17 protein-coding genes and 1 pseudogene are annotated in these 18764 nt (G+C 71.3%); 10 read left to right on the top strand and 8 right to left on the bottom strand.

The genetic code is table 11. From position 1 onward, the window contains the following. Window positions 1–107: 107 nt before the first annotated feature. The 4 genes from ACIBL4_RS03290 to ACIBL4_RS03275 form a co-directional block, all read right to left on the bottom strand. Entirely contained in the window at window positions 108–977 is an 870-nt protein-coding gene (locus ACIBL4_RS03290) for a carbohydrate ABC transporter permease (RefSeq protein ID WP_399405981.1), read from the bottom strand. After that, window positions 974–1858, bottom strand: coding sequence for a carbohydrate ABC transporter permease (locus ACIBL4_RS03285; protein WP_399406552.1), 885 nt, complete (start codon window positions 1856–1858; stop codon window positions 974–976). Before ACIBL4_RS03285 ends, ACIBL4_RS03290 begins: the two co-directional genes overlap by 4 nt. 124 nt (window positions 1859–1982) lie before the next feature. Next, a complete protein-coding gene (locus ACIBL4_RS03280) occupies window positions 1983–3260 on the bottom strand; it encodes an extracellular solute-binding protein (protein ID WP_399405979.1) in 1278 nt (425 codons plus the stop codon). A 48-nt stretch (window positions 3261–3308) separates the two neighbouring features. Further along, window positions 3309–4328, bottom strand: a complete 1020-nt coding sequence (locus tag ACIBL4_RS03275; RefSeq protein ID WP_399405977.1) for a carbohydrate kinase family protein — start codon at window positions 4326–4328, stop codon at window positions 3309–3311. A 163-nt stretch (window positions 4329–4491) separates the two neighbouring features. Here ACIBL4_RS03275 and ACIBL4_RS03270 point away from each other — a divergent pair, with 163 nt between their 5' ends. From ACIBL4_RS03270 to ACIBL4_RS03250, 5 genes are all read left to right on the top strand, one after another. Beyond that, window positions 4492–5256, top strand: coding sequence for a DeoR/GlpR family DNA-binding transcription regulator (locus ACIBL4_RS03270; protein WP_399406550.1), 765 nt, complete (start codon window positions 4492–4494; stop codon window positions 5254–5256). Beyond that, a complete protein-coding gene (locus ACIBL4_RS03265; protein ID WP_399405975.1) occupies window positions 5253–6590 on the top strand; it encodes a 6-phospho-beta-glucosidase in 1338 nt (445 codons plus the stop codon). The genes ACIBL4_RS03270 and ACIBL4_RS03265 overlap by 4 nt, the downstream gene beginning before the upstream one ends. Window positions 6591–6661: 71 nt before the next feature. Continuing rightward, on the top strand, window positions 6662–9706 hold the full coding sequence (locus ACIBL4_RS03260; protein ID WP_399405973.1) for an alpha-mannosidase: 3045 nt from the start codon (window positions 6662–6664) through the stop codon (window positions 9704–9706). Window positions 9707–9709: 3 nt separating this feature from the next. Then, a complete protein-coding gene (locus tag ACIBL4_RS03255) occupies window positions 9710–10960 on the top strand; it encodes an alpha-L-fucosidase (protein ID WP_399405971.1) in 1251 nt (416 codons plus the stop codon). Between the two features lie 77 nt (window positions 10961–11037). Continuing rightward, entirely contained in the window at window positions 11038–11655 is a 618-nt protein-coding gene (locus tag ACIBL4_RS03250) for a cupin domain-containing protein (protein ID WP_399405969.1), read from the top strand. Here ACIBL4_RS03250 and ACIBL4_RS03245 read toward each other — a convergent pair. Continuing rightward, window positions 11592–12773, bottom strand: coding sequence for an ATP-grasp domain-containing protein (locus ACIBL4_RS03245; RefSeq protein ID WP_399405967.1), 1182 nt, complete (start codon window positions 12771–12773; stop codon window positions 11592–11594). The genes ACIBL4_RS03250 and ACIBL4_RS03245 overlap by 64 nt on opposite strands. 261 nt (window positions 12774–13034) lie before the next feature. Here ACIBL4_RS03245 and ACIBL4_RS03240 point away from each other — a divergent pair, with 261 nt between their 5' ends. Next, on the top strand, window positions 13035–13895 hold the full coding sequence (locus tag ACIBL4_RS03240) for a metallophosphoesterase family protein (RefSeq protein ID WP_399405965.1): 861 nt from the start codon (window positions 13035–13037) through the stop codon (window positions 13893–13895). Continuing rightward, window positions 13892–14569 (top strand): 4'-phosphopantetheinyl transferase, encoded by a 678-nt coding sequence (locus ACIBL4_RS03235; RefSeq protein WP_399405963.1) that lies wholly within the window; start codon window positions 13892–13894, stop codon window positions 14567–14569. Before ACIBL4_RS03240 ends, ACIBL4_RS03235 begins: the two co-directional genes overlap by 4 nt. Window positions 14570–14629: 60 nt before the next feature. Here ACIBL4_RS03235 and ACIBL4_RS03230 read toward each other — a convergent pair whose 3' ends face one another. From ACIBL4_RS03230 to ACIBL4_RS03220, 3 genes are all read right to left on the bottom strand, one after another. Then, window positions 14630–14872, bottom strand: coding sequence for a hypothetical protein (locus ACIBL4_RS03230; protein ID WP_399405961.1), 243 nt, complete (start codon window positions 14870–14872; stop codon window positions 14630–14632). 136 nt (window positions 14873–15008) lie between these two features. Beyond that, window positions 15009–15539, bottom strand: coding sequence for a toxin-antitoxin system, toxin component (locus ACIBL4_RS03225; RefSeq protein WP_306970486.1), 531 nt, complete (start codon window positions 15537–15539; stop codon window positions 15009–15011). A gap of 32 nt (window positions 15540–15571) precedes the next feature. After that, window positions 15572–16231 carry a helix-turn-helix domain-containing protein gene (locus ACIBL4_RS03220; RefSeq protein ID WP_399405959.1) on the bottom strand — a complete coding sequence of 220 codons (660 nt, stop codon included), beginning with the start codon at window positions 16229–16231 and terminating at the stop codon, window positions 15572–15574. Window positions 16232–16469: 238 nt separating this feature from the next. Here ACIBL4_RS03220 and ACIBL4_RS03215 point away from each other — a divergent pair, with 238 nt between their 5' ends. The 3 genes and pseudogenes from ACIBL4_RS03215 to ACIBL4_RS03205 form a co-directional block, all read left to right on the top strand. Further along, window positions 16470–17138 carry a hypothetical protein gene (locus ACIBL4_RS03215; RefSeq protein ID WP_399405957.1) on the top strand — a complete coding sequence of 223 codons (669 nt, stop codon included), beginning with the start codon at window positions 16470–16472 and terminating at the stop codon, window positions 17136–17138. Window positions 17139–17238: 100 nt separating this feature from the next. After that, a complete protein-coding gene (locus ACIBL4_RS03210) occupies window positions 17239–18393 on the top strand; it encodes an NAD(P)/FAD-dependent oxidoreductase (protein WP_399405955.1) in 1155 nt (384 codons plus the stop codon). Beyond that, window positions 18390–18680 (top strand): annotated as a pseudogene (locus ACIBL4_RS03205) ((2Fe-2S)-binding protein); the annotation flags it as partial. The gene ACIBL4_RS03210 and the pseudogene ACIBL4_RS03205, both read left to right, overlap by 4 nt. Window positions 18681–18764: the final 84 nt, after the last annotated feature.

The following is an 18764-nucleotide window of genomic DNA, read 5'->3' as shown; positions in this document are numbered from 1 at the left end:
CCCGATCGACCACGAGCTCGGGGCGGCTTGTTCGTTGTCGGCTGCCCGGACGCTGTGGCTTGTCGCGCAGTTCCCCGCGCCCCTTGGGGGCGCCCCTGAGGGGCGTGTCAGCTGCCCTGCACCGCTCCCTCGGTCGCGCCCGCGATGAAGCCGCGCGCGAAGATCGCGAAGACCACGACCAGCGGCAGGGCCGCCATGAGGACACCGGCCATGACCATGCTGTAGTCGGTGGTGTGGCCGACATGGAGCTGGGCGAGCTCCACCTGGAGCGTGACGTGGCTGGGGTCGGTGAGCACGATGAGCGGCCAGACGTAGTCGTTCCAGGCGTTGACGAAGGCGTAGATGGCGAGGAAGGACAGCGCGGGCTTGATCATCGGCAGTGCGATGTTCCAGTACTGGCGGAAGAACCCGGCGCCGTCGATGCGCGCGGCGTCGAGCAGTTCGTCGGGCACGCCGTTCTGGATGTACTGGTGCAGCCAGAAGATGCCGAAGGCGTTGGCGAGGGCGGGCAGGGCCAGCGCCTTGAGCATGCCGACCCAGCCGATCTCCGACATGAGGATGAACTGCGGCAGGACGGCCAGCTGGAGCGGCAGCATCATGAACACGAGCAGCGTGCCGAAGAGCACCTTGCGCCCGGGGAAGTCGAACTTGGCGAAGGCGAAGGCCGCCAGTGAGTCGATGAACAGCACCAGGGCGGTGGTGACGCTCGCGACGAGGATCGTGTTGAGCATCGACCCGAAGAAGTCGATGGTGTTGAGCACATGCCGGATGTTCTCCAGCAGGTGGGAGCCGAAGGTCAGCTTCGGCGGGCTCTTGTAGATGTCCTCGGTGGTGTTGGTCGCCATCACGATCGTCCACACGAACGGGAAGACCGAGATGAGGACGGCCAGAACGAGGAGGATGTGCGCGGTCAGGCCCTTGGGGCGGCGCAGCCGCCGCGTGCCCGTGGCCGGCCGTGTCGTGTCCGCTGTCGTCATGCCTTCCTCCCGCGCTGCACGAGACGCCAGTTGATGACGACGAGCACCATGATCAGGACGAAGAAGGCCCACACGATGGCCGCGCCGTAGCCGTAGTCGTTGTTGAGGAAGGCCGACTGGTAGAAGTACAGCAGCGTGGTCAGGCCCGCCTGGCCCGGGCCGCCGAGGTTCTGGTTGGCGGCGTTGCTGGCGAAGAGGACCTGGGGTTCGCTGAAGCTCTGCAGGCCGTTGATGGTCGAGATGATGACGGTGAACAGGATGATCGGCCGCATGATCGGAATGGTGATCTGGAAGAACGTGCGGACGGGGCCGGCACCGTCCATCTTCGCCGCCTCGTAGATCGAGGTCGGGATGGCCTGGAGACCGGCCAGATAGATGATCATGTTGTAGCCGGTCCACATCCAGGTCATCAGCAGCGCGATGACCAGCTTGATCAGCCACGGGTTGCTCAGCCACGGGACGGGCGAGATGCCGACCGTGCCCAGGATCGCGTTGACCAGGCCGAAGTTGTTGCTGAACACCGCGCCGAAGAAGATCGCCACGGCGACGATCGAGGTGACGTTCGGCACGTAGAGGGCGATGCGGTAGAAGCCCTTGAAGCGGCGCACCGAATGCAGCAGCGTCGCCAGGACCAGGGCGCCGAACAGCGTGGGAACGGTGGACAGCACCCAGATCACCAGGGTGTTGCGGATCGACAGCCAGAAGACCGGGTCGTTCCAGAGGAACTCGAACTGCTGGAGGCCCACGAACTGCTTGGTGCCGAGGCCGTCGTAGCGCTGGAAGGCCAGATACAGCGAGTAGAAGACGGGGAAGAAGGAGAAGGCGATGAAGATCAGGTAGAACGGCGAGATCGCCAGGTACTGCCGCCAGTGCGACAGCACCCCGCGCCGGCTCGGCCGGACGGCGCCCGCGGGCGGGGTGCGCCGGGGGCGGAACCGGGCCGGGCCCGGCCCGCCGCGGTGCTCGGGCACCGTGGCGGGACCGGTGACCGGAGGTGATGACACCTCAGTTCACCCCCTGTCGCCGGGCGATCTGCTTGGCCTGGCTGACGGCGTCCTTCCAGGCGGCGTCGGGCTTCTTGCCCTTGGCCTCGATGTTGGTCAGCTCGGTGAAGTAGGGGGCCATGACCGCGGCGTCGGCGGGTGCCTCGTAGCTGACCGGGATGGCCTTGGCGGCCGGGCCGAAGACCTCGATGATCTTCTGCCCGCCGAAGAAGGCATCGGCGCCCGTCATGGCGGGCATGGCGTAAGAGGCGGGCGAGGCGGGGAAGATGGCGGCGTCGGTGAAGCCGCGGGCGTTGTTGGCCGGGCTGAGGATCCAGCTGATGATCTTGAATGCCTCTTCGGGGTTACGGCACTGCTTGGGCAGCGCCAGGTAGGAGCCGCCCTGGTTGGCCGGTCCGCCGGGCGTGGCACAGACCCGCCACTTGCCCTTGGTGCCCGGGGCGGCCTGCTCGATGTCCAGGGCGTGCCAGGCCGCGCCGAGTTCGGTGCCGAGGTTCTTGCCGATGGCGGCGTTCCAGGTCTGGTCGTTGATCCTGGCGTCGATGCCGAGCGTGTAGGGGCGGATCGCCGTGGTCCACGCGGCGCGGATGTGGTCCTGGTCGCCGATGAAGTGGTTGTTCTCGTCGATGAACCGCTTGGTGCCCTGGCCGACCGCGATGTTGAACACCGAGCCCATGTTGTTGATCAGGTAGGTGCCGGGCACGGCCTTCTTCAGCTCGGAGCCGAGCGCGAAGTAGTCGTCCCAGGTCCCGGCCTCGGCGGCGACCTTGTCGGGGTCGGTGGGCAGCCCGGCCTTGCGGAACAGGTCCGCGCGGTAGAAGAGCGCCGTGGGGCCGATGTCGATCGGGAACCCGATCTGCTTGCCGTCCTCGGTACGGGCGAGCTTGGTCTTCCAGTCCAGGTACTGCGACGAGATCTTCTTGAAGCCGAGGTCGTTCAGGTCGAGGAAGCGGTCGGCGTTGGGCAGGAAGGACGCGATGTCCTCGCCCTTGATGCCGGTGATGTCGGGCACGGAGCTGCCCGCCGCGAGCGTGGTGGTGAGCTTCTGCTTGAAGTCGCCGCCGATGGAGGCGGCGGTCAGCTTGATCTGGCTGCCGAAGTGCGCCTTGGCCTCCGCGACCACCTTGTCGCTCAGTGCGCCACCCCAGTACCACATGGTGAGGCTCTTGCCGTTCTTGGTACCGCCCGATCCCGAGCTGCCGCCGCATGCGACGGTCAGGCCGGAGGCGGCCGCGGTGAGCGCGGCGGCCTGGAGGAAGCCTCTACGAGAAAGGTCCACGGGTCACTCCTGTTTTTCCTGTTCGTGGTGCCGAGGTGTGGGTGAAGGTCAGTGCTGCCGTGCGGGAGGGGTGACGGGGGCGTACGCGACCGGCGGCCCGGGGTTTTCCGGGAGCCGGTCCGCCAGGAAGCCGTAGGCCCGTTTCACGTCGGGGTCGGTCAGGGAGCGCCACCAGCGGTCCACGCCGTACCAGCCAGGGGCGGCCAGCGCCCCGCCGTGGTGCCGGACCGACAGCCCGGCGGCGAGCACCGCGAACCGCAGCCGCTCCGCGAGCGGCCAGCCGCCGAGCGAGGCGGTGACGAACGCGGCGCCGAAGACGTCCCCGGCACCGGTCGCGTCCAGCACCTCGACGTCGAGGGCGGGCACGTCGGCGTACTCGCCGGTCGTCTGGTCGACGGCCATCGCGCCGTCCCCGCCCCGGGTGACGACCGCGACCGGCACCAGCTCGGACAGCGTGCCGAGCGCGGCCACCGCGCTGTCCGTGCGGGTGTAGGCCATGGCCTCCGTCTCGTTCGGGAGGAACGCGTGGCAGAGCGCGAGCTGGTCCAGGAGGGCCGTCGACCACTCCTGGCTGGGGTCCCAGCCGACGTCCGCGTAGATCTGCGTGCCGCCCGCGGCGGCCTTGGCGAGCCAGTCGCGCGGCTGCGCCTCGATGTGCACCAGGGCGGTACGCGCCGCCGGCGGGTCGCCCACCAGCACGTCCTGCGAGTACGGGGGCTCCTGGCCGTGGGTGACCAGGGCACGGTCCGTGCCGTGGGCCAGGGCGACGGTGACCGGGGTGGGCCAGCCGTCGGCCGTACGGGAGAGGGAGAGGTCGACGTCCTCCTGGTCGCACAGGATGTCGCGGCAGCACTCGCCGTAGAGGTCGTCGCCGAACACGGTGGCCAGCGAGGTGCGCAGGCCGAAGCGGCTGGCCGCCACCGCCAGGTTGGCGATACCGCCCGGGCCGCAGCCCATGCCCGTCGTCCAGATCTCCTCGCCCGGAGTCGGGGGCTTGCCGAGCCCCGTGAGGACGAGGTCGTAGAAGAGCAGCCCGGTCAGCAGCACATCGGGCCGGTCGTCGTCCACGGAGGGGTCCTCTCGTTCGGAAGCGTTCGAGGAGCCCACCCCGCGAGCTCGTCAAAACTCTTCATTTCGGTGACCGGAATCGTGCGCCGATCGGAGAGATTGGTCAATACCCGAGCAGAAGTGAGCATAGAAATGATTGGAGATGACGAGTACTGTTCACGCCGTGCTGGCAGAACGACGACACCAACTCATCCTGCGGGCCCTGCGCTCCGGCGGGCCCGCCTCCGTGACCGACCTCTCGGAGCAACTCGGCGTGAGTCCCGCCACCATCAGGCGTGACCTGGTCAAACTGGAAGAAGACGGGCTGCTCACGCGTGTCCACGGCGGCGCCGTGGTCGAGGAGGGCGACCAGCCCTTCGCCGAGGTCGCCGAGGTGCGCGTGGCCGAGAAGGACGCCATAGCCGAGCGCGCGGCGGCGATGGTCAGGGACGGCCAGTCGGTGCTGCTGGACATCGGGACGACGGCCTACCGCCTGGCCCGGCAGCTGCACGGCCGCCGGCTCACCGTGATCACCAGCAACCTGGTGGTCTACGAGGAGCTCGCCGACGACGAGGGCATCGAGCTGGTCCTGCTCGGCGGCATGGTCCGCCGCGAGTACCGCTCCCTGGTCGGCTTCCTCACCGAGGACAACCTGCGCCAGCTGCACGCCGACTGGCTCTTCCTCGGCACCAGCGGCGTGCGGCCGGGCGGGCAGGTCATGGACACGACGGTCGTGGAGGTGCCCGTCAAGCGGGCGATGATCAAGGCCGGCGAGAAGGTCGTGCTGCTGGCCGACGCGGCGAAGTTCCCGGGGCACGGCATGGCGAAGGTCTGCGGTCCCGAGGAGCTGGACGTGGTGGTGACGAACGAGCCCGTCGACACGGTGACGCGGGCCTCCTTGCAGGAGGCAGGCGTCGAGGTCGTCGTGGCGGGAAAGGTGCAGGCGTGAAGCTGACGATTCTGGGCGGCGGAGGATTCCGCGTGCCGCTGGTGTACGGGGCGCTCCTCCAGGACCACGCCGAGGGCCGGGTGACGCACGTCGTCCTGCACGATCTGGATCCCGCGAGACTGTCCGCCGTGACGCGCGTCCTCGCCGAGCAGGCGGCCGGAGTCCCCGACGCGCCCGAGGTGAGCGCCACCACCGATCTGGACGAGGCCCTGCGCGGCGCCGACTTCGTGTTCTCCGCGATCCGCGTCGGCGGCCTGGAGGGCAGGGCGAACGACGAGCGCGTGGCCCTGGACCAGGGCGTCCTCGGCCAGGAGACGGTCGGCGCGGGCGGCATCGCCTACGGCCTGCGCACCGTCCCGGTCGCCGTCGACATCGCCCGGCGCGTCGCCCGCCTGGCGCCGGACGCCTGGGTCATCAACTTCACCAACCCGGCCGGCCTGGTCACCGAGGCCATGTCCCGCCACCTCGGCGACCGCGTCATCGGCATCTGCGACTCCCCGGTCGGCCTCGGCCGCCGCATCGCCCGGGTGCTCGGCGCGAACCCGAAGGAGGCCTGGATCGACTACGTGGGCCTCAACCACCTCGGCTGGGTGCGCGGCCTGCGCGTCGCCGGCCGCGACGAGCTCCCGCGCCTGCTCGCCGACCCGGACCTGCTCGGCTCCTTCGAGGAGGGCAAGCTCTTCGGCGTCGACTGGCTGCGGTCCCTGGGCGCGATCCCCAACGAATACCTGCACTACTACTACTTCAACCGGGAAGCCGTCCGCGCCTACCAGCAGGCCGAGAAGACCCGCGGCGCCTTCCTGCACGACCAGCAGGCCCGCTTCTACGCCGAGATGCGCAACCCGGACGCCCCCGCGTGGAAGGTCTGGGACCGCACCCGCGCCGAGCGCGAGGCCACCTACATGGCCGAGAACCGGGAGACCGCCGGCGCCGGCGAACGCGACGAGGACGACCTGTCCGGCGGCTACGAGAAGGTGGCCCTCGCCCTGATGCGGGCGATCGCCCGGGACGAGCGCACGACCCTGATCCTCAACGTCCGCAACCAGCGCACCCTGTCGGTCCTGGACGCGGACGCCGTCATCGAGGTCCCCTGCCTCGTCGACGCCAACGGCGCCCACCCCGTCACCGTCGACCCGCTGCCCGACCACGCCACCGGTCTGGTCTGCGCGGTCAAGGCGGTCGAGCGCGAAGTGCTGGCCGCGGCCGACTCCGGCTCCCGCGCGACGGCCGTGAAGGCCTTCGCGCTGCACCCGCTCGTCGACTCCGTCAATGTGGCCCGCAGGCTGGTCGAGGGCTACACCGAGGTCCACCCCGGGCTGGCGTACCTTAGGTGAACGCCGCTCGGTAAGCGCTTTCCCCCACCGCTTCCCGCCTGCTCGCTCTTCCCGCTTCCTGGAGACATCCCATGCATGACGAAAGCCGCCGGATCGAGGAGCGCGTGCAGCGCCTTCACGACCAGCGCATCAAGTCCGCGATCTACGCGGCCACCGTCCCCTTCGAGGTGGAGGCCTGGCAGGCTCCCGGGGAGCCGGTCCCGTTCGAGGAGGCCGCCGCCGCCTCATACGCGCCCTTCGCGATGGGCACCCCCTGGGGCCCGCCCTGGGGCACCACCTGGTTCCGCATGCGCGGACAGGTGCCCGAGGCGTGGGCGGGCAAGCGCGTCGAGGCCGTCATCGACCTCGGCTTCGTCGGCGACTGGCCCGGCAACCAGGCCGAGGCCCTCGTCCACCTCACGGACGGCACCCCGCTGAAGGCCGTCAACCCGCTCAACCAGTACGTGGCGATCGCCGACCCGGCGACGGGCGGCGAGACGGTCGAGTACCTGGTCGAGGCCGCCTCCAACCCGGACATCCTCGCCGACAACTTCTCGAAGACCACCCCGCTCGGCGACATCCTCACCGCCGGCGACAAGCCGCTCTACACCTTCCGCAGCGCCGACATCGCCATCCTCGACGAGGAGGTCTGGCACCTCGACCTCGACGTCCAGGTGCTGCGCGAGCTGATGCTGGAGCTCGGCGAGCACGACCCCCGCCGACACGAGATCGCGCACGCGCTCGACCGGGCGATGGACCTGCTCGACCTGGACGACGTCTCCGGCTCCGCGCCGGCCGTGCGCGAGGCGCTCAAGCCGGTGCTGTCCAAGCCCGCGCACGCCAGCGCGCACACGATCTCCGGCGTCGGCCACGCCCACATCGACTCGGCCTGGCTCTGGCCGATCCGCGAGACCAAGCGCAAGACGTCCCGCACGTTCTCCAACGTCACGTCCCTGGCCGACGAGTACGACGACTTCATCTTCGCCTGCTCCCAGGCCCAGCAGTACGAGTGGGTGCGCGACAACTACCCCAAGGTCTGGGCCCGCATCCAGGAGTCGGTCAAGAAGGGCCAGTGGGCGCCGGTCGGCGGCATGTGGGTCGAGTCCGACGGCAACCTGCCCGGCGGCGAGGCCGTCGCCCGCCAGTTCATCCACGGCAAGCGGTTCTTCATGGAGCACTTCGGCATCGAGACCAAGGGCGTGTGGCTGCCGGACTCCTTCGGATACAACGCGGCCTATCCGCAGATCGCCAAGCTCGCCGGCAACGAGTGGTTCCTCACCCAGAAGATCTCCTGGAACCAGACCAACAAGTTCCCCCACCACACCTTCTGGTGGGAGGGCATCGACGGCACCCGCATCTTCACGCACTTCCCGCCGGTCGACACCTACAACGCCCGCTTCAGCGGCGAGGAGATGTCCCGCGCGGTCCGCAACTACCAGGAGAAGGGCGGCGCCAGCCGCTCCCTGGCCCCCTTCGGCTGGGGCGACGGCGGCGGCGGCCCCACCCGCGAGATCATGGAGCGCGCCCGCCGGCTGGCGGACCTGGAGGGCTCCGCCAAGGTCGTCGTCGAACACCCCGACGAGTTCTTCGCCAAGGCCCGCGAGGAGTACCCGGACGCCCCCGTCTGGGTCGGCGAGCTCTACCTGGAGCTGCACCGCGCCACCTACACCTCCCAGGCCCGCACCAAGCAGGGCAACCGCCGCTCCGAGCACCTCCTGCGCGAGGCAGAACTGTGGGCGACGACGGCGGCCCTGCACGCGCCGGGCTACACGTACCCGCACGAGAAGCTGGACCGGCTCTGGAAGACGGTGCTGCTGCACCAGTTCCACGACATCCTGCCCGGCTCCTCCATCGCCTGGGTGCATCGGGAGGCCGAAGCCGAGTACGCCCGAGTGGCCCGTGAGCTCCAGGCGCTGACGGCCGATGCCCTCACGGCCCTCGGCGCCGGCGGGACCCGCGTCTTCAACACCAGCCCCTACGACCGGGCCGAGGTGGTCCGCACCGCCGACGGCGCACCGGTGTACGTGGAGGTGCCCGCGAGCGGCTCCGCGCCCCTCGCCGACGCCGAGCCCCCGCAGCCGGTGACGGTGAGCGGCCGGGTGCTCGACAACGGGCTGGTCCGCGTGGAGGTGGCCGAGGACGGCACCCTGTCGTCCGTCCGGGACCTGCGCGCGAACCGCGAGGTCCTGGCCGACCCGGGCAACCTGCTGCGCCTGCACACCGACCTGCCCAACTACTGGGACGCCTGGGACATCGACAAGCACTACAAGAACCGCTACACGGACCTCCTCGACGCCTCCTCCGTCACGGTCGTGGAGCAGGACCCGCTGGTCGGCGCGATCCGCGTCGAGCGGGACTTCGGCAAGGGCTCGAAGATCACCCAGACGATCACCGTCCACGCCGGCAGCCCCCGGATCGACATCGAGACGGACATCGACTGGCACGAGACCGAGAAGATCCTCAAGGCGGCCTTCCCAGTCGACATCCGGGCCCCGCACTCCTCCGCCGAGATCCAGTTCGGCCACATCCAGCGCCCCACCCACACCAACACCAGCTGGGAGGCGGCGTGCTTCGAGGTCTCCGGCCACCGCTGGGTGCACATCGGCGAACCCGGCTACGGCGTCGCGGTCATCAACGACTCGACGTACGGCCACGACGTCTCCCGCACGGTCCGTGAGGACGGCGGCACCACGACCACCGTCCGCCTCAGCCTGGTGCGCGCCCCGCGCATCCCGGACCCCGAGGCCGATCAGGGCCGCCACCGCTTCACCTACGCGCTGCTGCCCGGCGCGACCATCGAGGACGCCGTCGCCGAGGGCTACGCCCTCAACCTCCCGCTCCGGGTGGCCGACGCGGCCGGCGCCCCCGCACCGGTCGTCTCCACCGAGGGCGACGGCGTGACCGTGGAGGCGGTCAAGCTCGCCGACGACGCGTCGGGCGACGTCGTCGTACGGCTCTACGAGTCCCGCGGCGGCCGGGCCCGGGGCGTCCTGCGCATCGGCTTCCCGCTCGCGGGCGCGCAGATCACCGACCTGCTGGAGCGGCCACTGGAGGAGACGAGCGTGGACGACGACGGCGCCGTCCCCGTGGAACTGCGGCCCTTCCAGATCCTGACCCTGCGTCTGCGCAGGAGCTGACGCATGGCCATGCAACCCTGGTTCACCGATGCCAAGCTCGGGATCTTCATCCACTGGGGCATCTACGCCGTCGACGGCGTCCAGGAGTCCTGGTCGTTCTACGACGACATTGTCCCGTACGACCAGTACATGTCCCAGTTCGACCGCTTCACGGCCGCCCGTTACGACCCGCGCGACTGGGCGAGGCTCTTCGCGCGGGCGGGCGCCAAGTACGCCGTGCTGACCAGCCGCCATCACGACGGCGTCGCCCTGTGGGACACGGCGTACGGCGACCTGAACGTGGGCCGCGACCTGATCGGCGGCTACGCCGACGCCCTGCGCGAGCAGGGCCTCAAGGTCGGCCTGTACTACTCGCACTCGGACTGGAGCCACCCCGACTACGCCTCCACCCGCAAGCCGGGCCGGCCGCCGGAGCTGGAGGACAACCGCTACTCGGAGGTCGCCGCCGAGGACGAGGACCTTCAGGCCTGGGAGAGGTTCCTCGCCTACCGGGACGGCCAGATCCGCGAACTGACCTCCCGCTACAAGCCGGACCTGCTGTGGTTCGACGGCGAGTGGGACCGCAGCGAGGAGCAGTGGCGCATTCCCGAACTCGCCGCCCGCATCCGCTCCGAGGTACCGGACGTCGTCTTCAACGCCCGCATGCTCAGCGAGGGCGACTACGCGACGCCGGAACAGGGTGCCCCGGTCGTTCCGCCCGAGGGTCCCTGGGAGCTGTGCCTGACGATCAACGACTCCTGGGGCCACCAGCACCACGACCACAACCACAAGTCGGTCGACCAGCTCATCCGCTACTTCACCGAGACCATCGGCGGCGGAGGCAACCTGCTGCTCAGCGTCGGCCCGCGGGAGGACGGCACGATCCCGGCCGAACAGGCGCAGCGGCTGGAAGGGCTCGGCGACTGGATCGCCCGGCACGCGGAAGCGGTGTACGGCACCGAACGGGGACTCCCGCCGGGCCACCACTACGGCCCGAGCACCCTCTCCCAGGACCGCCGCACCCTCTATCTGACCCTCTTCGACGCCCCGCGCGCCGAGATCAACGTCCGCGGCCTGCTCAGCAAGGTCCGCAGGGTTTCGGTCCTGGGCACCGGCACGGAACTGACCCACAGCGTCACGGGCGGGCTCCACGAAACCCCGGGCGTCTTGTGGATCGAACCTCCCCCGGCGCGGGACCTCGACCCGCACGCCACCGTGCTCGCCGTCGAACTGGACGGCGAACTGGAGCTGTACCGGGGTGGGGGCCGCTTCTGACGCCGCGGAATTGACCCACGACCACGGCACCGGAATGCCCCCTGCCGTGGGTCGCCGGGCTCCGTAGGGTCATTGTCATGACGACGCGGAACGACACGACGCGGAACGAGACGACGACGCAGAACGAGACGGGTCACACCGAGGGGACGGGACACACCGACGAGACGGGACACACGGACGGGACGGGAGCAACCGGCGGCTTCCCGCCGGTTCTCACCCGTGCCGCCGAGGCCGAGACGACGCGCGACCCCAGCAGTGTGATGACCCTCCTCGCCGACTCCGGGGACACCGGCGGGCGGCTGACCAGCTACCGGTCGACGTTCGCCGAGGGCGCGGTCGGTGCGCCCGCCCACCTGCACACCAAGGCGTCCGAGATGTTCTACGTGATCGACGGCGCCCTCCAGGTGCTGGTGGGCGAGGAGATCACCGTGTTGGAGGTCGGCGACTTCCTCCTGGTGCCGCCGAACACCCCGCACGCCTTCGCCGCCGCGCCCGGTGCGACAGCCGATGTGCTGTTCGTCTTCACCCCGGGCGCGGGGCGCTTCGACTATCTCCGGCTACTGGGCCGGGTGATGCGCGGCGAGGCCGACCCGCAGGAGATCAAGGACTCCTCGGAACGCTTCGACAACCACTACGTCGACAGCCCGGTGTGGCGCGCGGCGCTCGCGGCCAGGCCGGGGAGCGGCGCCGCCTGACCCGCCGCCCCGACGGAGTCCACCGGTCCGGCGGCAATCGGCGCGGCTACCGCCGACAGCGGCTCCGTGACCTCCGGCCGCTGCTGCGGCAGCTGCACCGGCCGCAGCGGACGCGGCCCCGACACCACCGTGTAGTCCTGGCCCAGGAACGGCGGGACCACCTCGCCCGGGTCCTCGCCGAGCGCCAGCTGGACCGCGGCCCAGGGGGCGTTGACGCCGCACAGCGACAACTGGTGCAGGCCGCCGGCCGGGCGGGTGTTGACGTCCATCAGGACCGGCCGGTCGCCGAACATCCGGAACTGGATGTTGGACAGGTAGTGCAGCCCGAAGCCCTCCGCGATCCGCCGGGCCGGGTCCAGCCACTGCTCGTGCAGCGTGAAGCCCCGGCGGCGGCCGTTCTTGGTGCGGCCGATGGCCAGCCGGAGCCGGTTGTCCGGACCCGTCAGGCAGTCCACCGACACCTCGGGCTGCTCCAGGCGCGGCATCACCAGCCAGTCGACCGGCTCCTCCGCCCGCTCCAGTGCCTCCAGCACCAGGTCGAGCGGCACGTACGGGCTCGGGAAGCCGCTCAGGTGCACCATCGAGAAGGGCGAGCGCGTGATCACGCGGAAGCCCACACCGCCCGCCCCGGACGCCGGCTTGAAGCAGGCCTTGTGCCCGGCGTCCTCCAACTCCTCGACGGCCACGACGAGTTCGTCACTCGACCGGACCCGCCACCACGGCGGCACCGGCACACCGATCGCCTGGACCGCCTCGTAGGCGATCACCTTGTCGTGGAAGACCGCCACCGCCTCGGGCGGCGGTGCCAGCACCGCCGTACCGGCCGCCTCGAACTCGGCGCGGTGCGCCACGATCGCCGACTGGTGCAGCCGGGGCACGAACACGTCGATACCGCGCCGCCCGCACTGGTCCAGCGCGTACTCGACGTACCCGGCGGGGGAGAGGTTCTCGGGTTCCAGCTCGGCCGTGTCGGCGGCGGCCAGCACGGGGGAGTCCGGATCGCCGTGCGTGGCATGGATCTCGACGGCCCGGTCGCTGGGATTTCTCCGCAGCTGATCCATGAAGAACACGTTCTCCGCGTACGTGCGGTTGAGCCAGACGCGTACGCGAGAGACCATGCAGGCCGCCTTTCACGGTTCGCGGGCAGGGCTCAGCAGCCCGTGCCCGGGCAGGAGGAATGGAGGGACACCAAACCGCCCCTGCGAGAGGGAAGTTTTCAGCGGTGGTGTTGGGGCAGATCATACGGCCTCGGCGGGCCGTGTCGTGCAACGCGCGTGTTACGGATCGCGATTCCCGTCGGGCCGGCCGCCCTTGTCCCCGGGCGTGGTGATGTGATCTCGTGGTGCCGTTCGCGTCGGGTGCGCGGAGGGGGACGAGGGGTGACGTCGACGGCCGGTGGCGCCGGACAACTGCTGGCCATCAGCGATCTGCACATCGGCTATCCGGAGAACCGCGCCCTGGTCGAGCGGATGCGGCCCGGGTCGGACGACGACTGGCTGCTCGTGGCCGGGGACGTGGCCGAGACCGTGGCCGACGTGCGCTGGACTCTCGAGACGCTCGCCGGCCGCTTCCGCAAGGTCGTGTGGGTGCCCGGGAACCACGAGCTGTGGACCCATCCGAGCGACCCCGTCACCCTGCGCGGTGTCGCCCGTTACGACCATCTGGTCGAGCTGTGCCGGAACCTCGGCGTGACGACACCGGAGGATCCCTACCCCGTCTGGGACGGCCCCGACGGCCCCGTCGCCGTCGCGCCGCTCTTCCTTCTGTACGACTACTCGTTCCTGCCGGCCGGCTGTGCGACGAAGGAGCAGGGCCTGGAGTACGCCCGGGGCACGGGCATCGTGTGCACCGACGAGCACCTGCTGCACCCCGACCCGTACCCGAGCCGGGAGGCCTGGTGCCGGACCCGGGTCGCCGAGACCGAACGCCGGCTCGCCGCACTGCCCGGCGACCTGCCCGTGATCCCCGTCAACCACTATCCGCTGCACCGCCACCCGATGGACGTGCTGTGGCACCCCGAGTTCGCCATGTGGTGCGGCACCGGCCTGACCGCCGACTGGCACCGCAGGTTCCACGTCCACACGATGGTCTACGGCCATCTGCACATCCCCCGCACCACCTGGCACGAGGGCGTGCGCTTCGAGGAGGTGTCGGTGGGCTATCCCCGGGAGTGGCGCAAGCGAACCGGGGAGCCGGGGCGGCTGCGGCGCATCCTGCCGGCGGAGGGCGAGGAGCGGTGATCGGGGAACTGCTGCCACAGACCGTCGTCACCGTGGAGGCGTACGGCGACGAGGGCGCGGACGCCCCGCTGTTCCCCGAGGAGGCGGCGCTCGTGACGCGGGCGGTCGCCAAGCGGCGCCGGGAGTTCGCCGCCGTCCGCTCCTGTGCCCGCCGGGCCATGGAGAAGCTCGGCGTGCCGCCGCAGCCGGTCCTGCCCGGGGAACGCGGCGCCCCGCGCTGGCCCGCCGGCCTGGCCGGCAGCATGACCCACTGCGACGGCTACTGCGCCGCCGCCCTGGTCCGTGCGGCCGACCTCGCCTCCCTCGGCATCGACGCCGAGACCCACGGGCCGCTGCCCGAGGGCGTCCTGCCCGCCGTGGCCCTGCCAGCCGAGGCCGAGCGCCTGCGGCACCTGGCGGCGCAGCGCCCCGACGTCCACTGGGACCGGCTGCTGTTCAGCGCGAAGGAGGCCGTCTACAAGGCGTGGTTCCCCCTCACCGGCAAGTGGCTGGACTTCACGGAGGCCGACATCGACCTCTCCGCCGCCCCCGGCGACCGACCACGCGGCACCTTCCGCGCCACGCTCCTCGTCCCCGGCCCACGCCTCGGCGACCGCCGCCTCGGCCATTTCGACGGCCAGTGGACCACTGACCGGGGCCTGGTCGCGACGGCGGTCGCGGTACCGCACGACTGAGACAGCCGTGCGGGTGAGGGCCTGCGGACGTCGACTCAGGGCGCCGCTACCGCCGTCGGCTCAGGGCCCCGGCTCCGGACACCAGCTCTGGAGCAGCCGGAAGAACGCCTCCTCGTTGCCCGTGAGGCCCGCTCGGTCGAGGGCCTCTTCCGCCTCGGCGAGGACGCCGGGCGGGACGACGGAGGGCCGGTGGGAGCCGCACGGGCCCGGCTCCAGGTCGGAGGCGGCCCGGACGGTGTGCAGCAGGCGCAGATAGGCCTGGACGGCGGTGCGTTCGTGGTCGGTCAGTACGGCGGTGGGCATCGGTCGGCTCTCCCCGTGTCGGAGTCATCGGTCACGCCCGCACACAAGGGGCGCACCTCCAGCTTGCCGCCCACCACTGACAATCCGGCCCCACAGTCCGATGGTTCGCCCGCTCGGCGGAGGCGGAACCCCCGGCTCAGCCCTGCGACCCCGGATACCCCAGCGACGCCTCGATCCGCCCCGCCAGATGATCCCGCTGCACCGGCCCCCGCGACGACGAACCCGCCAGCCACGCCCTGCACTTGCTGGCCAGCAGCAGGCCGAAGCTCTCGGCCTCCTTCTCGTCGTCGAGGTCGAAGCGGGTGCGCGCGGCGACCTTCAGCACCGTCTCCTGGAGGTCGGCGCCGTCGTGGAGCAGCCGGGCCGCGACGGCGGCGCCCTCGACATGGTGGGAGCAGTGCCCCGCCTTCATGTGCCACAGCTCGTGCCCCAGGATCACCAACTGGTGGTCGGGAGCCGTGCGTTCCTCGATCACGACGAGGTCCTGCTCGGCCATGTCGAGCCACAGCCCGCTCGCGGTCCCGGGCGGGAAGGCGGCCGTACGGAAGTGGACGGGGCGGCCCCGGCGTCTGCTCATGGCGTCGCACAGCGCGGCGTAGAGCTCCTCGGGCCGCGCCGGCGCGGGGAGAGTCAGCTCCGCGACCAGTTCGCCGCACAGGCGGCGCATTTCCTTACCGATGCCCACAGTTCTCCCCACGGTCACGACTCGGGCCGCTTGACGCTCTCCAGGAGCATGTCCAGCCACTCCGCCACCTTGTCGCGGTGCTGGTCGGTGGGCAGTTGCGCGGCCCGCCACGCGATGCCGCGCACGCCGTGGTCCTGCAGCAGCCGCTCCAGCGGGTCGTCGGCCGCCGCGGCCGCCTGCCGCTCCCGGTCGGCGAGCTTCTGGAGCAGGTCCTGCTCGGTGTGCTGGAGGGCGCTCACCAGCGCCTCGGGGTCCTCGGCCGTGAGGAACCCGGCATGCACCCGGAAGAACCGCTGGAGCGCGTCGCAGTGCTCCATGGTCGGCCGCCGGTCGCCGTTGATCAGGGCACCGGCCTGCTGCCGGGACATGCCCGCGCCGTCGGCGATCTCCTGCTGGGTGTACCTGCGGCCGTTGGGCTTGAGCCGGGTCCGGCGCAGCAGGTCCAGGCGCTGGAGGAACCGGGCCTGCACATCGGGCTCACCCGCCGGCCGGCCGCCGAGCAGGGCCTTGACCACGGGCTCCGGGACGCCGGAGGCGACGGACAGCCGGCCGATGTCGAAGACCTCGGCGTGCGGCACGCCGAGCCGGTCGGCGAGCGCGGTGACACGGGAGACGACGGCCGCCAGCACGGCCGTCGGCGTGGCGCCCGGACCTTCGACGAAGCCACCCGTCACCGACAGATCTCCTACGTCTCTCACAGGCTTCTCACAAGTGGATGCCGTGACCTACCCCGGCGTGAACTTCCCGGAGCGTAGCCGGTGGTTCGAACTCACATCCAGGTCTCGCCACAACTGTGGCCAATTTCAGCCGTCAACCAGCATGAAATGCCACGATAGTTGACACGCCTCAGCTCCGGGCACCAGGATCGGGGCGCCGCGTCAGGGCCGCACAGGCAAGAGGGGTGACCTCCCGATGGCATATCAGGCAGGAGGGCAGCGGCCGGCACCGCGGCCCGTCCCCGAGACTTCCGACGTCCAGGCCTACCTGGAGGATTACGCCGGGCTTGTGGAGGCCGTCTCCTTCCCCTCGCTCGTCGTCGACCACTGCTGGGACGTGCTGCTGGCCAACAGCGCCTTCCGGTCACTTTTCGGCGGCGTCGGCCCGCACCCGACGGCCATGCCGGGCGACAACTTCCTCAGGTTCGTGCTGTTCCACCCCGACGCTCCCACCGTGCTCGGCGAGCACGAGGCGAGCTGGTGCCTGCCGATGCTCGCGCACTTCGCACGGACCGTGGAGAGCCACGGCCCCGACCACGGCTTGCAGGCCATCCGCCGCGACATCGCCCAGGACCCGATCATGGAGGCCGCCTACCGGCACGGCCTGCCGCACTGGATCCGCTCGGTCGGCGAGAGCGCCGTCGAGCAGGACGGCGCCGTACGGCCGCTGCTGCACCCGGACCCCCGCTGGGGCGCCACCGACTGCCGCATCGTCGTCGAGACGTCAAGGACGCTCGAGGAACTGGGCTGCACCCGGCTCACGTTCGTGCTGCGCGAGGCCCGCCGCACCCCGTCCCGGGAGCGCCGGACGCGCCGTACGTCCTCCTCCCATCTGAGGGTCGTCCCGGCGGCAGCGGCCGACTGAGCCCCGCCGGGCCCGTCACCACAGCACCCCGTCACCGCATCGCCGCGTCGTCGGCGTTCGCCCCATTCCCAGGCAGTGTGGTGTGTGACATAGTACTGCCGTGAGCGAGTCGCTGATCTGCGATGTCGTGGTGGTCGGAGCCGGAGTGGTGGGCGCCGCCTGCGCCCTGTACGCGGCCCGCGCGGGCCTGGACACCGTCGTGCTGGACCGCGGCCCGGTGGCCGGGGGTACGACCGGCGCGGGGGAGGGCAACCTCCTCGTCTCCGACAAGGAACCCGGACCCGAGCTCGACCTGGCCCTGCTGTCCGCCCGGCTGTGGGCCGAACTGGCCGAGGAGGGGCTGGGAAAGGCGGTCGAGTACGAGGCCAAGGGCGGGGTCGTCGTCGCCGGCACCGGCGAGGCCCTGGCCGGGCTGGAGAGACTCGCCGCCGGACAGCGCGAGGCCGGGGTCGAGGCGGTCCCGGTGCCGCCCGACAGGCTCCCCGACCTGGAGCCGTACCTGGCCCCCGGCCTCGCGGGCGGCGTGCACTACCCACAGGACGCCCAGGTGATGCCCGCCCTGGCGGCGGCGCACCTCCTGCGCGCCTCGAACGCCCGGCTGCTCACCGGCCGGGAGATGACCGGGGTGCTGCGCGGCCCCGACGGTGCGATACGCGGCGTGCGGACCGACCGGGGCGACATCCACGCCCCGGCGGTCGTCAACGCGGCCGGTACCTGGGGCGGCGAGGTGGCGGTCCGCGCCGGGGTGTCGCTGCCGGTGCTGCCCCGGCGCGGTTTCGTCCTTGTCACCGAGCCGCTGCCGCCCCGCGTCCGGCACAAGGTGTACGCCGCCGACTACGTGGCCGACGTCGCCAGCGACTCGGCGGCCCTCCAGACCTCCCCGGTGGTCGAGGGCACGCCCGCCGGGCCGGTCCTCATCGGCGCCAGCCGCGAACGGGTCGGCTTCGACCGGTCGTTGTCGCTCCCGGCACTGCGGGCGCTGGCGGCGGGTGCGACGCGGCTCTTCCCGTTCCTCGCCGGAGTCCGGGCCATGCGGACGTACGCGGGCTTCCGGCCCTATCTGCCGGACCACCTGCCCGCGATCGGCCCCGACCCCCGGGCGCCCGGACTCCTGCACGCCTGCGGGCACGAGGGCGCGGGCATCGGTCTCGCCACCGGCACCGGGCAGCTGATCGCCCAGGCCCTGACGGGGCGGACGCCCGACCTGGATCCCGGCCCGTTCCGGCCCGACCGCTTTCCCGAGGAGGCCGAGTGAATCCCCTGGAGCTGGCGGGGGCCCGGCCCGGCCCCGCCTTCACGGTCACCTTCGACGGGAGTCCGGTCGAGGCGCTGCCCGGCCAGACGGTCGCCGCCGTGCTGTGGGCGGCGGGCGTCACCTCCTGGCGCAATACCCGGGGTGAGGGCCGTCCGCGCGGGGTGTTCTGCGGGATCGGCGTCTGCTTCGACTGCCTGGTGACCGTCAACGGCCGCCCCAACCAACGCGCTTGCCTGCTCCGGGTGCGGCCGGGAGACGTGATCGGCACGCAGGAGGGGACGGGCCATGCGGAGAGGGGCCACGCGGGGGCGGTCCATGAGAGGCCGGTCTGCGGCGGCGCGGGCGACGAGGGCGGCCGCCCTGGCCGGCCG

This window comes from Streptomyces sp. NPDC050416 (assembly GCF_044458845.1).
In the GTDB taxonomy this organism is placed as follows: Bacteria; Actinomycetota; Actinomycetes; order Streptomycetales; family Streptomycetaceae; genus Streptomyces.
The sequence above is the reverse complement of the archived record's forward strand: the minus strand, read 5'-3'. Positions and strand labels throughout refer to the sequence as shown.

Bases quoted from the DNA above. Each gene is read 5' to 3' on its own strand.
- ACIBL4_RS03290 (WP_399405981.1), bottom strand. From the start codon at position 977: ATGACGACAGCGGACACGACACGGCCGGCCACGGGCACGCGGCGGCTG.
- ACIBL4_RS03260 (WP_399405973.1), top strand. From the start codon at position 6,662: ATGCATGACGAAAGCCGCCGGATCGAGGAGCGCGTGCAGCGCCTTCAC.
- ACIBL4_RS03255 (WP_399405971.1), top strand. From the start codon at position 9,710: ATGGCCATGCAACCCTGGTTCACCGATGCCAAGCTCGGGATCTTCATC.
- ACIBL4_RS03250 (WP_399405969.1), top strand. From the start codon at position 11,038: ATGACGACGCGGAACGACACGACGCGGAACGAGACGACGACGCAGAAC.
- ACIBL4_RS03245 (WP_399405967.1), bottom strand. From the start codon at position 12,773: ATGGTCTCTCGCGTACGCGTCTGGCTCAACCGCACGTACGCGGAGAAC.
- ACIBL4_RS03230 (WP_399405961.1), bottom strand. From the start codon at position 14,872: ATGCCCACCGCCGTACTGACCGACCACGAACGCACCGCCGTCCAGGCC.
- ACIBL4_RS03225 (WP_306970486.1), bottom strand. From the start codon at position 15,539: ATGCGCCGCCTGTGCGGCGAACTGGTCGCGGAGCTGACTCTCCCCGCG.
- ACIBL4_RS03215 (WP_399405957.1), top strand. From the start codon at position 16,470: ATGGCATATCAGGCAGGAGGGCAGCGGCCGGCACCGCGGCCCGTCCCC.